The following is a 14,467-nucleotide window of genomic DNA, read 5'->3' on the forward strand; positions in this document are numbered from 1 at the left end:
TCGGGGGTGGTTTTTTTTGGTCTGGTCGCCTTCCATGCAAGTCCCTTGCCTTCATCTGCCGTGAGCCGCCCCGAAGTTGACGATCTTCTGGAGCCCGGCAGTGTCCACACCAGCCCTGGCGGTCAGTACAGCTTCCGTGTTATTGGCCCCTGTTGCCGATTGTTTGATCGTGAAGAGCTGCCATGGCCCTGCTGTCGCCTCGCTTGGCGCAGCAAGGAGCCGAGTTGGCGGCGGATCGGACGAAGGTTTGTGCCAGACCTGGCTGCCCGGCGTTGCCCGTCCTATGCGGTGGAACTTCTACAGCCGGGGGGTCGGCCTACGCCCACGGTGCTGACCCTGTTCTCTGTGCGCTTCACCCGAGATCTGCAGGAGTGGTGGTACAGCCGCTACCCCAAATCCATGGCTCCGGACTGTGTGAGTCCCCAACAAAAAACCCCGACGACCTGAGGGCGCCGGGGACGAGCAAAATTTCGATCGGGATCGATCAGAAGTAGATCTTGCCGCCGCCCCAGGCAGTTCCCTGAACTTTGGGTGACACAAGGATGTAACCGGCCATCAGGCGCAGATCCTCATCATCAAGGTCACGCATGGCGGGGTAGAGCTCGGCGTCGCGCATGCTGGGGTGCACGTCGGCAATGCTGTATTCGCCGTCGTAAGAGGTCGGGTCCTTCATGTAGTCGACCAGGGCCTCGACGTTGTCGCGGGCCGGGGTGGCCAGGGCAAGAGTTTCCGGATCCAAGCCCACGTTGTGGTTGGTCTTGGTGATGCCGCCAGCGTGGCAGGTTCCGCAGCTGGTGTTGAACACCTTGCGGCCAGCATCGATTTCCCGATCGCTGAAGGTCACCTCTGAACCGGAAGGGTTGGCTGGAACCGTCAGGGTCTCAGCGTCCCACTGGGCCGCCTGAGCCGGCGAGATGACGGCAAGGCCGAACAGCACCGGGATGAGGACCAGAAGGCCCTTCAGGGACCGTCGCAAGGAAGAGAACACAGAGGCCATGAAGGTTGGGGGGGCGTGACGCATTCACCGCACCCAGCTCTTGTATCACGGGGAAGTGACCCTCTGAGGCCGGATCACAAACTGTTGCAGCGTGGTTTGACGTCAATGCTGAGAAAGTCCTTGGCCAGCAGCGTGTTGGGAAAGATCGCCTTGGCCTCGTCCAGCAGGTTTTGGGGGGTCACAGGATTGCCTGGTGCATAACGCGGGCTGAGGTGGGTCAGCACCAGTTGCCCGACCCCTGCTTCAGCGGCCGTTTGGGCTGCCATCGTGCTGGTGGAGTGCTGTTTCTGGAAGGCCATCTCCGCCTCTCCATGGGCAAAGGTGGATTCATGGATCAAGAGGTCCGCGCCCTGGGCAAGCTCCACGGCGGCATCGCAGAACACGGTGTCGGTGCAATAAACAACGCTTACTCCCGGTCGTTCCTCACCGCAAAGGCTGGTGCCGTCGATGGTGCGACCGTCCTCCAACTTCACCGTTTCGCCCCGCTTCAGCCTGGCGTAGACGGGGCCGGGCGGGATGTTGAGCTCCCGTGCTTTCTGAATATCGAACCGACCGGCCAGGGGCTTCTGTTCAATGCGATAGGCGTAGGCCGGCACGCGGTGGGTGAGTGGGGTGCAGCGCACGGTGAAGTCGTCGTCCTCGAACAGCAGCGAGCCCTGCTCTGCCGCTGACCTCACCCGATGCACCTCCAGGGGATAGCCGATGCGGGTGGAGCTGGTTCTCAGCACACCGTTGAGGTAACTCTCGAGCGGGTCCGGTCCGTAGAGATCCACTCCCGCTGGGCTGCTGCCGGCAAGCCCGAGGCTCGCCAGGAGCCCCGGCAGGCCGAAAATATGGTCGCCGTGCATGTGGGTGATGAATACCCTGCGCAGCTGGGACAGGCGCAAATCACTGCGTAAAAACTGATGCTGCGTTCCTTCCCCACAGTCGAAAAGCCACATCTCCGAGCGCTGCGGCAAGCGCAGGGCCACTGCTGAGACGTTGCGGGCCCGGGTGGGCACCCCAGAACTCGTACCGAGAAAAGTGACCTGCAAGGCCGGTGCGCCTCAGGACTCATGCTGCCATCTGGCTGAACTGAGGATCAGGCGGCACACTGGGACGCCTGTTGATCCCCAGCGTGCGCCGCGCCTCCGTTGTCGTCGGGCTGGTGCTCGTCGCTGTGATCGCTCCAGCTCCCGCGGCGCTGGCCCGTGGCCGGGAGCCACAGATGCGCGTACTGCTCCTGGAGAACACCCAGCTCAGCCTGCGCTCCGATGGTGCACAGCCGTTGCGGGTGCAGGGCCTCCCTGGCGGCGAGCGACGGCCCCAGCGGCTGCAACTCAGCCTGCAGGGCACGCGCCTGAGTGCCAATGTTGATGGTCGTTCGATGGCGCTGCGGCCCAGCACCCTGCTGACGGTGCAGAACGACGACCCACGGGGCATCTGGCTGGGATCCCGTCGGTACCGCGGTGTGCTGCGCATCAGCGGACGGGGCGGGCGCTTACGCGTGGTCAACAGCCTGGGCATCGAGACCTATCTCGCCAGCGTTGTGGGTAGCGAAATGCCCCATCGCTGGCCCTTGGCTGCGCTGCAGGCCCAGGCGGTGGCGGCCCGGACCTATGCGCTGAAACAACGAAGCCGTGGTGGGGCCTGGGATGTGAAGGCGACGGTCGCGAGTCAGGTGTACCGCGGTGTGGAGTCCGAAACTCCGAGCACCAGGCAGGCGGTTGCCAGTACCCGTGCGCTGGTGCTTGTTCATGGGGGGCGCTTGATCGATGCTGTGTTCCACAGCAGCTCCGGAGGGGTGACCGAGGCGAGCGGGATGGTCTGGCGCCGACAGCACCCATATCTGGTCAGCGTTCCAGACCACGACCAGCACAGTCCGGTGCACCGCTGGAAGCAATGGTTTGATCCGTCCGGTTTGCGCCAGCGGTTGCCGGAGACCGGCGGACTCCAGGCCGTTGAAGTGCTCAGCCGGTCCGGCAGTGGTCGTGTGCGCCAGGCCCGGTTACGTGGTCCACGCGGATCGTTGGTGCTCAGCGGGGGTGAGCTGCGCAAACGGTTGGGTCTCAAAAGCACCCTGGTGAGCTTCGAGATGGTGACGGGGGGGCAGCGCCCACCTGCGGCTTTCCCGGTGCGGAGTGGGACCACACAGGCCAGTAGTGGATCCCGCATCGATCGGATCACAGCGGCGGTGGCCCGGCAGGGGCCAGGACGCCCACCACTGTTGGTGGCACCTCCGCCGGTGCTGGTCAGCAAAGCCTCAGTTGGTCGTTGGTCCGGTAGCGGCCTACAGCTGCTGGTGAAGGGCCAGGGCTATGGCCATGGTGTTGGCATGAGCCAGTGGGGGGCCCATGGTCTGGCGGAGCAGGGGGCCGACTTCCGCGCGATCCTCCAGCACTACTACCGCGGTGCTGAGGTCGTTCCCTACCGACCGCACTTCGACCCATCGCTGGCGCTGAAGCCCCCGACGAAGCCACTCTGGAGGGAAGCTCAGGTTTCGCCTTTTGGCCCGGTTTCCCTGTCATTTGCAGCGCCACTCCAATGACATGGATCTCTGCGCTGTGCTGGCGGCGCATCTGGAGCGCCATCTGCGCAGCGGCTACGGCCAGGGGCCTCGCTCCCTGAAGCCGTTGGGCCTGGCTACGGGACGCACGATGGAGCCGCTCTACAGGACCCTGGTGGAACGGCTGTTGTCGTGGTCTGCCGATGAGCTGGAAGCGCTACGCGCCAGTTGGTGCAGTTTCAACTTGGACGAGTATCTCGGGCTTTCTGCAGAGGATCCCCGGGGTTATCGGGCTTACATGACCCAGCACCTTGCTGCGCCACTGGGGTTGCCGCAGTCAGCGGTGCACCTGCCCGACAGCACCGCCGCTGACGGACAGGCGGCTGCGCGCCGCTACGGCGAGCAGCTGACACGCTGCGGGGGCATCGGGCTGCAGCTGCTGGGGCTGGGCAGCAATGGACATGTCGGCTTCAACGAGCCGCCCTGCCCCCCCGACCAGCACTGTCATGAAGTGGTTCTGACGCCCGCAACCCGGCATCAGAACGCTGCCCTTTTTGATGGGAGCGTGGAGGCTGTGCCGCAGCGGGCCATCACCCTTGGCCTACGCGAGATTCTCGAGGCTGCCGAAATTCATCTGGTGGTGACTGGCGCCGCTAAGGCAGGCATTCTCAAGCGCTTGCTCGCCCTGAAGGAGCCGGACCCTTCGCTACCTGCCAGTTGGCTGCTGACCCATCCCAATGTTTGGCTGTGGTGCGATGCAGCGGCTCTAGCTTGAACAGCCGATGGCAGAGGCCATGAGCATCGACCCCTTGGAACGGCGTCTCGAGCAGAGTTTTGAGGTGGAACGCTGGACGCGATTCATCCAGGACTGTCAGGACCTCGAGCAATTGCGCGAAACGGCCCTGGCGCTAGTGCAGCAGCTGGCCCAGCAGAAGGCGGCCAGTGTCTGGATGGCTACCCGGGCGTCTGAATCGGAAAATGCCAAGTTGGAGATGCTGGCGCGGATGATTCGTCAGCAACCCGATGCCAAAGAGGAGGAGGCGACAGGCGCCCCCTGAGGGAAACCCCGCCGCCAGCAGTCTTTCGGTGCTCAGTGTTCGCGCTGCCAGCGGGTCAGCAGAGCTGGCGAGAACTTGTGGCCATGTTTGGCACCAACCTTGACCACGCAGGAGTTGTCCTTGCCGCAGCGCTGCACCTCGTCGCGCAGGGAGTCGTTGCTCTGAACCCGCGACATGAACGTCTCCAGCTGTTTCATGGACATGGCGATCCTCCAGTAGGGATTCCTTCGGCCTAGCTCTGGGGTTGTAGGGGGCTCAGGAGCGCAAGCTTTGGTGCGGATTTGCTGACGACAAACTTCAAGAAGGGGTCAGTCGATCTCCAGTCCGTCGGCGAGATCGAGGTTGGCGCTGAGGCTGCGAACATCATCGAGCCCGTCGAGGGCATCCAGCAGCTTTAGGCAGCTGCGGGCAATGTCTGGATCACTTACAGGGACGCTGGTCTGGGCGGACCAGTGATGCCCCCACTCCCGCACATCCCAGTCATCCCGGCGCAAGCCGTCCTGAAGGCTCTCCAAGGCCTCGAACGGGCCGTGCACCACAACGGCCGCCTCTTCCAGCTCATAGCCATCGGCGTCCAGCTCCAAGAGGCTTTCCAGCAGCCGTTCTTCGTCCTCGGGGCCCGCGTTGAGGATCACTTCGCTGCGGTGTTCAAACAGATAGGCCACGCAGCCGTGTTCACCGAGGTTGCCCCCGTTTTTGCTGAAGGCCAGGCGTAGATCCGCCGCAGTGCGGTTGCGGTTGTCGGTAAGCGCCTCCACCAGCACGGCCATGCCGCCGGGGCCATAGCCCTCGTAGCGCACTTCCTCCAGCTGAACCCCATCGCCCGCCTGGCCGGAGCCCTTGGCGATGGCGCGCTCGATGTTGGAGGCGGGAACCCCAGCTGCTCGGGCCTTGCTGATGGCCGTACGCAACTGGAAATTCCCGGCGGGATCGGCTCCGGCTCGGGCCGCCACCATGATTTCCCGGCCCAGACGGGTGAACACCGCCCCCCGTTTGGCATCAACGACGGCCTTCGTGCGTTTGATCTGTGACCATTTGCTGTGGCCAGCCATCGCGTCAGGGCAGGGCGGAATGCGGTCGGAGAGTACTGACCGACCGGGTGTGTTCAGCCTGCTGCATCGAACACCACTTTGGGTCGCAACAGACCCTCGTTCTCGCGGTGGCCGATGCCAGCCATGCTCCCATCAGCGTTGCACACCACCACAGCGTCCCCAGCACCGGGCTCCATCGTGATGCGACGGCCGCAACGCCAGTCGATCTGTTCCGCTTCGGTGAGATTCCGCCGGGGCAGGGCTGCTAGGGCCAGCAGCGGAGATAGGGGATCGGGTGGCGGAGCGTCTCGCTCCGGTAGGGGATGGGCCTGGTGAGCATGGAATCCCAGGGCCTGGGTGCGGCGCAGCGAGGCCAGACAGCCTCCACACCCGATGCTTGCCCCCAGATCCCGAGCGATCGAGCGGATGTAGGTGCCGGCGGAGCAGTGAACGTCGATGCTGAGCCTCCCCTGGGCCTCATCCCAATCCAAAAGCTGCAGCCGCTGCACCGTGACAGCTCGCGGCGGGAGATCCATCGCTTCGCCACGCCGGGCCCTGGCATGAGCCCGTTCGCCATCCACATGGACGGCTGAGACCTGCGGCGGTCGCTGTTCAATCGCGCCTCGGAACGGCTCCAGGGCGGCATCCAGCTCCGCCTCGCTTAGCGAGGGCCAGGCCTGTTGGTCCAGCAGCTCTCCCTCCAGGTCGTCGCTGCTGGTGCGCTTCCCCAGTTGGATGACGCCGGTGTACGTCTTTTCTCCGGGGAGGTACGGAAGCAGTCGGGTTGCCGGGCCCAGAGCGATGGGGAGAACTCCAGTGACTGCAGGATCGAGGGTGCCGCCATGGCCCACGCGCTTTAGGCCGTAGCTGCGGCGCAGGCGGCTGACGCAGGCATGGGAGGTGAGGCCTGCGGGCTTGTCGATCACCACGAAGCCGAAGGGGCCGTTCACCGGGGCTGGAGCGGGGTGCTCTGACTGTTGCATTCCGCCGTCTGCGTAGGTTGGCCGCGCCCTGACGCCCATTCATGCCCCAGCTCCGCAGCAGCACGGATGTGGACGTCTCTGCTTTTCTGGCGAACGGTCTTGGCATCAAGCAACATCTGAGCCGTTATCTCAACCTGACGCCGGAGCTTCTGGAGCAGCGTCTGCCCAGCAGCACCGACGACCTGGCGGATCTGCACCCCGGTGCGTTTCGACCGGAGGACGCCACCGCCTTTTATGAGGACACGGTGGGTACCGGTCACCTGCTGGAGCTGGCGGCTTGGCACCTCTCCAGTGCGGACTACATCGCGGACACCCTGCGGCTGCAAGGTATTGCCGTGCAAGGCCAGGTGCTGGATTTCGGTGGTGGCATCGGCACCCATGCCCTTTCGGCGGCGGCGCTTCCGGAGGTCGACCACGTCTGGTTTGTTGATCTCAACCCCCACAACCAGGCCTTTGTGCAGCAACGGGCTGAAAGCTTGGGTCTGGCGGACAAACTCTCGGTGCATCGGGACCTCAGCAGCACGGGTGACGTGCGTTTCGATGCGGTGGTCTGCCTCGATGTGCTGGAACACCTGCCGGATCCCTCGGCGCAGTTGCTGGAGTTTCACCAGCGCATGGCCCCTGGGGCCATTGCCCTCCTGAACTGGTACTTCTTCAAGGGACATCAGGGGGAGTACCCCTTCCACTTTGATGATCCGGCGCTGGTGGACGGGTTTTTCCGCACCCTGCAGGCCCAGTTCCTGGAGGTGTTTCATCCCTTGCTGATTACGGCCCGGCTGTACCGCCGTCCCTGAGGCTGAGGCAATAAAAAAAGCCCCAATGCCGAATTGGCATTGGGGCTTTTCATCGTTGCTTGCGTCGAAACTCAGACCGCTGCGGTGATGTTGATGCGCTTGCGATTGCGCAGGCCGCGGCGGATTGATTCGAACTTCACCACGCCATCGGTGAGGGCAAACAGGGTGTCGTCTTTGCCCTTGCCGACATTGACACCGGGAAGAACGGAGGTGCCGCGCTGGCGGATGAGGATGGATCCGGCGGTGACGGTTTCTCCGCCGTAGGCCTTCACGCCAAGACGTTTGGCGTTCGAGTCGCGGCCGTTACGGGTTGAGCCTGTGCCTTTTTTATGTGCCATGAGAAGGAATGGTGGTGGGGGCGTTCGATGAAGCGGGTGGATGAGGTCAGCTGATGGCCTTGCCGCCCACGGAGATGGACTCAACCATCACCCGGGTGAGTTCCTGCCGATGACCATTCTTGCGGCGGGTTTTCTTTTTGGGGCGCATCTTGTACACAATCACCTTGGGCCCGCGGCGATGGGCCATCACCTTGAGGGACACGGTGGCGTCCTTGACGTAGGGCTGGCCCAGGGTGGTGCCCCCGCCGTCCTTAACCAGAAGCACGTTCTCGAGCTTGATCGTGTCGTCCACCTCGGCTTGAAGCCTGTCGAGGTCGTAGTAACGGTTGGGCTGCAACCAGATCTGGGTGCCGGACGCCTCAACGATGGCGTAGGTCCCGCTCTGTTCCGCGGCTGGTTTGGTGTCGGCCATAGGGTGAAAAGACGCGTTCAGGCTCGGCGAACCGATTCAGGCCTGATCCGCAATCGAAAGACAAACAAAGATCTTCGTCTCTGACGCCCCCCCTCGTCAAGATTCAGATACTTCAATGATTCGGCTGAACGGATGGCCAGGCCGGCCCTCACTGTTGCTCTCGTCCTCGACAGCCCTTCTCTGGTGGAATCCTGTCTCCAGTGGCTGCCGTCCAATCGCTATGAGTCTGTTGTCCTAAGTGTTGAAGCTGGAGAGGCCCTGACGGCCGTCCTCGGGCCCAGGCAGGACGACTTCGATGCCGTGGTGCTTGAGCAGACTCTTCTGGACGCTGAGGTCAGGGAGCAGCTGCTCTCTGCTGGTCTGCTCTTCCCGGCCGTGATCGTTGGGGAAGTGAAGGGTCATGTGGATTACCACCCCGAGGAGCTGCATCTGCCCGACGACCAGCTGGCCCAGCTGGGATACAACGTTGACGCGGCAATTTCCCGCTTTCTGCGGCAGGGCCGCGCCGATGGCCGCCAAGAAGACCCCGCCAGCCGAAGCAAAGCCGTTGACAACCTCTCCGAACGTCTACAGGAACGACTCGGTTATCTCGGGGTTTTCTACAAACGTGATCCGTCTCGATTTTTAGGGAGCTTGGCTCCTGAAGAGCGCCGGGATTTGCTCCTTTCGCTGCAACGCACCTATCGGGACTTACTCGCGAGTTATTTCAGTGATCCGGCAGCGTCCAACCAGGCCCTGGAAAGCTTTGTGAATACAGCTTTTTTCAGTGATCTGCCGATCACGCGAACCGTTGAGATTCACGTGGATCTCATCGATGAATTCTGGAAACAGCTGAGTTTGGAGGGCCACAAACATGACTTTCTTCAGGATTACCGCCTTGCGCTTCTCGACGTGATGGCCCATCTGTGTGAGATGTACCGGCGTTCCATTCCGCCGGACCTTCCTTTATCGGGCACGGCCTCCAGCCGTGTACGTCGCCCGATGGATCAGCTCGATGCCTCGGAGGAGTCGTCATGAGTCCCCGCAAGACCTACATCCTCAAGCTCTACGTGGCGGGCAACACGCCCAATTCGATGCGGGCGCTGAAAACCTTGCGCAACATCCTTGAAACCGAATTCAGGGGTGTCTATGCCCTCAAGGTGATTGATGTGCTCAAAAATCCGCAACTGGCGGAGGAGGACAAAATTCTTGCAACGCCGACGTTGTCCAAGATTCTTCCCCCGCCGGTGCGCCGCATCATCGGTGATCTCTCTGATCGGGAGCGGGTTCTGATCGGTCTCGATCTTCTGTACGACGAGCTGTCCGACACGGCTCTTAACTCAAGTGTGATCGATGCTGTCGATGAGGAGACCGACACGACGATCACGTCGGATCCTTAAGCGACATGGTGCGCTCCAGCACGGTTCAACTCTGCTCACTACCGTCAAGTCATAGGTGTTCGCCATGCAGTTCCCTCCGACCAGCGGTCAGCCTCAGATGCAGGTTCAAAAGCTCCCGACAGGGATCGAGGGCTTTGATGATGTCTGCCAGGGCGGCCTACCGATCGGCCGTAGCACGCTGATTAGCGGTACGTCCGGCACCGGGAAGACGGTGTTCTCGCTGCACTTCCTCCACAACGGCATCAAGGATTTCGACGAACCCGGCATCTTCGTCACCTTCGAGGAGTCGCCCCTCGACATCCTGCGCAATGCCGCCAGCTTCGGTTGGAACCTGCAGGAGATGGTCGAGCAGGACAAGCTGTTCATCCTTGATGCCTCACCGGATCCCGATGGTCAGGATGTGGCCGGAAGTTTTGATCTCTCGGGTCTGATCGAGCGGATTAACTACGCCATCCGTAAGTACAAAGCCAAGCGTGTTGCTATTGATTCGATCACGGCGGTGTTCCAGCAATACGACGCAGTGTTTGTGGTGCGCCGTGAGATTTTTCGCTTGATCGCCCGGCTCAAGGAAATTGGCGTCACCACGGTGATGACCACCGAGCGCATCGACGAGTACGGCCCTATCGCCCGCTATGGCGTTGAGGAATTCGTCTCCGACAATGTGGTGATCCTCCGCAACGTGCTTGAGGGAGAGCGGCGCCGGCGCACTGTTGAAATTCTCAAGCTGCGGGGCACGACCCACATGAAGGGTGAGTTCCCCTTCACCATGGGAACCCACGGCATCAGCATCTTCCCGCTTGGGGCCATGCGCCTCACCCAACGGTCGTCGAATGTGCGGGTGAGTTCTGGTGTGCCTCGCCTCGACGACATGTGCGGTGGCGGCTTCTTCAAGGATTCGATCATTTTGGCCACCGGTGCCACGGGCACGGGCAAGACGATGCTCGTCTCCAAATTCATTGAAGACGCCTGCCGAAACAAGGAACGCGCCATCCTCTTCGCCTATGAGGAATCGCGCGCTCAGTTGCTCCGCAATGGCACCAGCTGGGGCATCGATTTTGAACAGATGGAGCAGGACGGACTGCTCAAGATCATCTGCGCCTACCCCGAATCCACGGGTCTTGAAGATCATCTGCAGATCATCAAAACGGAGATCAGTCAGTTCAAGCCGTCGCGGATGGCGATCGACTCCCTCTCAGCCCTGGCGCGCGGCGTGAGCCATAACGCCTTCCGTCAGTTCGTGATCGGGGTGACCGGATATGCGAAGCAGGAGGAGATCGCTGGCTTCTTCACGAACACCTCCGAGGAGTTCATGGGCAGCCACTCGATCACTGATTCCCACATCTCCACCATCACCGACACGATCCTGCTGCTGCAGTACGTCGAGATCCGCGGTGAGATGGCCCGTGCCTTGAACGTGTTCAAGATGCGTGGTTCCTGGCACGACAAGGGCATCCGTGAATTTGTGATCACGGGCAATGGTCCACAGATCAAGGACTCCTTCTCCAACTTCGAGCGGATCATCTCCGGTGTGCCTCATCGGGTGACATCGGATGAGCGCAGCGAGTTGTCGCGCATCGCCCGGGGCGTCTCCAGCGAGGATTGATCTAAAGCTCGACGGCCTCGGCGATGGAGTTGCGACTGCGACGCTCTGCTTGTAGTTGCAACTCATCTTTGTCGGCTACCGCTAACGGCAGCTCGAACCAGAAGGTCGTTCCGACTTCAGGCTCACTCACCATCTGAATTTGAGCCCCGTGTTTCTCGAGGATGCCCTGCACGATTGAGAGGCCCAGCCCGGTGCCCACTTCAGTGTGAACGGCATTTTCGACCCGGAAGAAGCGATCGAAGATGCGTTCCTGATCGGCATTACTGATCCCGCATCCCGTGTCGGCGATTTCCACCCTGAGCTTGGGCAGCGGTGAGGTGAGGGCGCAGGTGGGTCCATCACTTCCCGTGATCGCTGTTCCCTCCACAGAACAGGTGTCGGGCCAGGCATAGGCCCTCAGCGCGAGGGGGCCACCGGGGCGGCTGAACTTGAGGGCATTGCCCATCAGGTTGTCGAGCACCTGGAGCAGAAGGTCCCAGTTGCCCAGCACTTCAGGCAAGTCTTCCGGAACATCCAGCACCAGCTCAACCTGGCGATCCTCGGCATTCAGCCTGTAGGTACGCAAGGTCTGCTCCATGGCCGGGCGCATGCTGATCGGTTCGAACTGCAGTGTTCGACCCGACTCCAACCGGGAGAGATCCAGCACATCGTTAACCAATCGGGTGAGTCGATCGGTTTCGTCGTTGGCAACCCCGAGAAACTCCTTGTGTTCTTCAGGGCTGAGCTGATCGCCGAGGTCGTGCAGGGTTTCGACGTAGCTCTTGATGTTGAACAGCGGGGTGCGCAATTCGTGGGAGACGTTGCTGATGAAACGGCTCTGGGCTGCATTCAGCTCCACCTCGCGGGTGAGGTCCTGGATGGTGACGGCGATGCCTTTGAGGCTTTCTCCGCTGGCATCACGCACGGCCTGCAGAACGATGCGCAGGGTGCGGGCTGGTTCCCCCACGCTGCAGCGCAGATCTTCACTGTCAGAGGCACCACCCAGCAGTGCATCAAGGGGACTATGCAATTCGATCGCCAGCAGTTCGGGTAGTTCTCCCACCAGCTCCTGGCCTTCCAGGCTGCGCCCTTCCCAGCGGAACAGGCGCCTCGCTGTGGGATTCGCCAGCACGATCCTTCCGTCGGCATCCAGCAGCATCGCCCCGTCCGCCATGGTGGCGATCAACGATTGCTGCTTGACCTGGGCGGCCGTGAGTTCCTCGATGTTGGCTTCGTCATAGGCCTCGAGTTGAGAGGCCATGGCGTTGAAGCCGTTCAGTAACTCTCCCAGTTCCCCTCCCACCGGCAGGTCAACACGAGTTCCGAAGTTGCCTGAGGCGACGGAGCGCACCCCCCGCAGCAGTTCCTTGACTGGACGGGTGATGGTGAGGGCATTGAACACGGCTCCAAGAATCACCAGCACCCAGATCGAGATGAACACCGCCACCGTGACTTCGCGGGTGAGGGCTGCACTGGCCAGGGCGGTTTCATTCGGGTTCACACCGAGGCCGAGCACGCCGTAGTACTGACCTCCCCGAATCAGGGGGACAAACACGTCTGTGACGGCCCCTTGGGGCGTCAAGTGTTGCCGAACCAAGGGGTTCTGTGGGCGTCGGCGCAGCTCGTCAGGCAGTTCCAACCGGCGATTCAGACGCAGTTCCCCATCGCCATTGCTGGGGGTGGCGCTGATCGGGATCCCCAAATAAACGACGCCTTCGGGATCGGCGAAGAAGATGTAGCGAACGCTGCGACTCGAGCGCCAGAACTTTTCGGCGACGTTGGCGAGCTCACGGTCCTGGCCCTGGGCCACCAGTTCGGTGACATTTCCTGCCAGCAGCAAGCCAAGATCCCTGGCATAGCGCGTGTCGCTCATCACTGCATCGCGCTGAATTCCATTCAGCGCGAAAAATGTGATGCCCGTCATCATCAAACTCACCACCAGGGTGGCGATCGCCAGCAGCTTGGTCTGGAGGGTGAATTCCGCCCACCAGGCGGTGATGCGGTCCCACAGGTTCTGGTCTTCCCCCGGGGGTTTGCCGTGGGGGGGAAGAGCCCAATCAGCGATCGTGGCTCCGCTGCTGCTGCTCATCCGCCCGAGCGCACTTGATGACCTATATCGCGACGGTAGGTGATTCCGGCGTAATCCAGTTGGTTCAGACCGTTGTAGGCCCCTGCAAACGCCGCATCGAAGTCATCGCCCTGGGCTACCACGGCCAGCACCCGGCCCCCTGCGGTGAGCAGTTCCCCGGTGCTTTCGCGGCGGGTGCCGGCGTGGAACAGCTGATGGTCGGGGCTTGGGGGGAGGTCGATGCGGATGGCATCGCCTTTGCGGGGTGCTTCTGGGTAGCCCTCCGCTGCGGCCACAACGCAAGCACTGCAACGGTCGGTGATGCTCAGCTGCGGGGCCAGATCAAGGCGGCCCAGGGCACAGGCCTGAAGCACGGCGGCGATCTCGGGGCCCAGTAGGGGCATCAACGTCTGGCATTCGGGATCACCGAAGCGACAGTTGAATTCAATGACCTGGGGGCCATCGGCCGTGAGCATCAGGCCTGCATAGATCACCCCGCGGTAATCGATACCTCGACGTCGTAGGGCCTCCAATGTGGGCTCGAGCACGAGGTGGCGCACGGCGTCGAGCCCGTCGGCATCCAGAAGCGGGGCGGGGGCATAGGCGCCCATGCCACCGGTGTTGGGACCGCGATCGCCTTCATTGAGCCGCTTGTGGTCCTGCGCTGGTGGCAACATCACCATCCGCTCCCCATCGCACAGGGCGAACACCGACACTTCAGGACCCTCCATCCGCTCTTCCAGCACCAGCTGAGAGCCCGCAGCACCGAACCGCCCTTCGAAGGCCTCGCGGATGGCGACTTCCGACTCTTCCACTGTGTTCGCCACCGTGACGCCCTTGCCGGCGGCCAAGCCATCAGCTTTGACCACCAGTGGACGTTGCACCTCCCGCAAGACCGCGAGCGCTTCCGCCTCATTGGCCACCGCCCAGTGGCCTGCCGTGGGGACCCCGGCCTCCTGCATCAGCTGTTTGGCCCAGGCCTTGCTGGCCTCCAGTTGGGCGCCCTCTGCTCCTGGGCCGAACACGGAGAAGCCTGCATCGCGCAGGGCATCGGCCACGCCAGCGGCCAGAGGAGCTTCCGGCCCCACCACCACCAGATCAACGGCGTTCTGCTGGCAGAGGGCAATCAACCCAGCGCTATCGGTTTCGGCCACGGCCAGGGCGCTGCCTTCATCGCCTCCATTACCTGGGGTGATCCAGACCGTCTCCAGACCGGGGCAACGGCTCAGCGCCCAGGCCAGGGACTGTTCCCTGCCGCCGCTGCCGACGACGAGGGCACGTTGGAGCGTGGGCAGCGTGCTGGGACGGGTGGACGAGATGGCCATGGTTTCGGAAGGAAC

At 62.4% G+C, this 14,467-nt stretch carries 17 protein-coding genes; 8 read left to right on the forward strand and 9 right to left on the reverse strand.

Translation table 11 applies throughout. From position 1 onward, the window contains the following. The first annotated feature begins 60 nt into the window (after nucleotides 1-60). Nucleotides 61-447, forward strand: a complete 387-nt coding sequence (locus NCN06_RS07450) for a DUF8632 family protein (protein WP_226397993.1) — start codon at nucleotides 61-63, stop codon at nucleotides 445-447. Between the two features lie 37 nt (nucleotides 448-484). Here NCN06_RS07450 and psbV read toward each other — a convergent pair whose 3' ends face one another. Both psbV and rnz read right to left on the reverse strand, forming a co-directional pair. Then, on the reverse strand, nucleotides 485-997 hold the full coding sequence (gene psbV / locus NCN06_RS07455) for a photosystem II cytochrome c-550 (RefSeq protein WP_115022620.1): 513 nt from the start codon (nucleotides 995-997) through the stop codon (nucleotides 485-487). 74 nt (nucleotides 998-1,071) lie between these two features. Continuing rightward, nucleotides 1,072-2,031, reverse strand: coding sequence for a ribonuclease Z (gene rnz, locus NCN06_RS07460; protein ID WP_226397994.1), 960 nt, complete (start codon nucleotides 2,029-2,031; stop codon nucleotides 1,072-1,074). Nucleotides 2,032-2,114: 83 nt separating this feature from the next. On the opposite strand from rnz, the gene NCN06_RS07465 reads away from it, so the two are divergent. Genes NCN06_RS07465 through NCN06_RS07475 form a run of 3 tightly spaced genes read left to right on the forward strand, consistent with a single transcriptional unit; the run spans nucleotide 2,115 to nucleotide 4,540 of the window. After that, complete coding sequence (locus tag NCN06_RS07465; RefSeq protein WP_226397995.1) at nucleotides 2,115-3,524, forward strand: SpoIID/LytB domain-containing protein; 1,410 nt, start codon at nucleotides 2,115-2,117, stop codon at nucleotides 3,522-3,524. A gap of 1 nt (nucleotide 3,525) precedes the next feature. Next, nucleotides 3,526-4,257: a glucosamine-6-phosphate deaminase gene (locus NCN06_RS07470; protein ID WP_226397996.1), complete on the forward strand. Its 732-nt coding sequence runs from the start codon at nucleotides 3,526-3,528 to the stop codon at nucleotides 4,255-4,257. Nucleotides 4,258-4,276: 19 nt separating this feature from the next. Beyond that, nucleotides 4,277-4,540, forward strand: coding sequence for a hypothetical protein (locus NCN06_RS07475; protein ID WP_226397997.1), 264 nt, complete (start codon nucleotides 4,277-4,279; stop codon nucleotides 4,538-4,540). 32 nt (nucleotides 4,541-4,572) lie between these two features. Here the strand turns inward: NCN06_RS07475 and NCN06_RS07480 are convergent, their stop codons facing one another. The 3 genes from NCN06_RS07480 to truB form a co-directional block, all read right to left on the reverse strand. Further along, complete coding sequence (locus NCN06_RS07480; RefSeq protein ID WP_115022356.1) at nucleotides 4,573-4,743, reverse strand: Nif11 family protein; 171 nt, start codon at nucleotides 4,741-4,743, stop codon at nucleotides 4,573-4,575. Nucleotides 4,744-4,848: 105 nt separating this feature from the next. Beyond that, nucleotides 4,849-5,592, reverse strand: a complete 744-nt coding sequence (locus tag NCN06_RS07485) for a YebC/PmpR family DNA-binding transcriptional regulator (RefSeq protein ID WP_226397998.1) — start codon at nucleotides 5,590-5,592, stop codon at nucleotides 4,849-4,851. 53 nt (nucleotides 5,593-5,645) lie between these two features. Next, the gene (gene truB, locus NCN06_RS07490; protein ID WP_115093188.1) at nucleotides 5,646-6,554 is read right to left on the reverse strand and encodes a tRNA pseudouridine(55) synthase TruB; all 909 of its coding nucleotides are present in this window, start codon (nucleotides 6,552-6,554) and stop codon (nucleotides 5,646-5,648) included. Between the two features lie 41 nt (nucleotides 6,555-6,595). On the opposite strand from truB, the gene NCN06_RS07495 reads away from it, so the two are divergent. Beyond that, complete coding sequence (locus NCN06_RS07495; RefSeq protein WP_226397999.1) at nucleotides 6,596-7,348, forward strand: class I SAM-dependent methyltransferase; 753 nt, start codon at nucleotides 6,596-6,598, stop codon at nucleotides 7,346-7,348. A gap of 71 nt (nucleotides 7,349-7,419) precedes the next feature. Here the strand turns inward: NCN06_RS07495 and rpmA are convergent, their stop codons facing one another. Next, nucleotides 7,420-7,686: a 50S ribosomal protein L27 gene (rpmA, locus tag NCN06_RS07500; protein ID WP_115022352.1), complete on the reverse strand. Its 267-nt coding sequence runs from the start codon at nucleotides 7,684-7,686 to the stop codon at nucleotides 7,420-7,422. A gap of 46 nt (nucleotides 7,687-7,732) precedes the next feature. Further along, nucleotides 7,733-8,098: a 50S ribosomal protein L21 gene (gene rplU / locus NCN06_RS07505; RefSeq protein WP_115022350.1), complete on the reverse strand. Its 366-nt coding sequence runs from the start codon at nucleotides 8,096-8,098 to the stop codon at nucleotides 7,733-7,735. A 132-nt stretch (nucleotides 8,099-8,230) separates the two neighbouring features. Between rplU and NCN06_RS07510 the strand changes: the two genes are divergently transcribed. The 3 genes from NCN06_RS07510 to kaiC all read left to right on the forward strand — a co-directional run bounded on the left by NCN06_RS07510 (nucleotide 8,231) and on the right by kaiC (nucleotide 11,080). Beyond that, a complete protein-coding gene (locus tag NCN06_RS07510; RefSeq protein WP_226398000.1) occupies nucleotides 8,231-9,115 on the forward strand; it encodes a circadian clock protein KaiA in 885 nt (294 codons plus the stop codon). Next, complete coding sequence (gene kaiB, locus NCN06_RS07515; RefSeq protein ID WP_115022346.1) at nucleotides 9,112-9,477, forward strand: circadian clock protein KaiB; 366 nt, start codon at nucleotides 9,112-9,114, stop codon at nucleotides 9,475-9,477. Before NCN06_RS07510 ends, kaiB begins: the two co-directional genes overlap by 4 nt. A 64-nt stretch (nucleotides 9,478-9,541) precedes the next feature. Then, nucleotides 9,542-11,080 (forward strand): circadian clock protein KaiC, encoded by a 1,539-nt coding sequence (kaiC, locus tag NCN06_RS07520; RefSeq protein WP_115022615.1) that lies wholly within the window; start codon nucleotides 9,542-9,544, stop codon nucleotides 11,078-11,080. A gap of 1 nt (nucleotide 11,081) precedes the next feature. Here kaiC and NCN06_RS07525 read toward each other — a convergent pair whose 3' ends face one another. Together NCN06_RS07525 and purD are read right to left on the reverse strand one after the other, a co-directional pair. Beyond that, complete coding sequence (locus NCN06_RS07525; protein WP_226398001.1) at nucleotides 11,082-13,148, reverse strand: HAMP domain-containing sensor histidine kinase; 2,067 nt, start codon at nucleotides 13,146-13,148, stop codon at nucleotides 11,082-11,084. Then, nucleotides 13,145-14,452, reverse strand: coding sequence for a phosphoribosylamine--glycine ligase (purD, locus tag NCN06_RS07530; protein ID WP_226398002.1), 1,308 nt, complete (start codon nucleotides 14,450-14,452; stop codon nucleotides 13,145-13,147). The genes NCN06_RS07525 and purD overlap by 4 nt, the downstream gene beginning before the upstream one ends. Between the last annotated feature and the right edge of the window lie 15 nt (nucleotides 14,453-14,467).

The sequence above is a fragment of the Synechococcus sp. MU1648 genome, assembly GCF_023630615.1.
Lineage (GTDB): Bacteria > Cyanobacteriota > Cyanobacteriia > PCC-6307 > Cyanobiaceae > Parasynechococcus.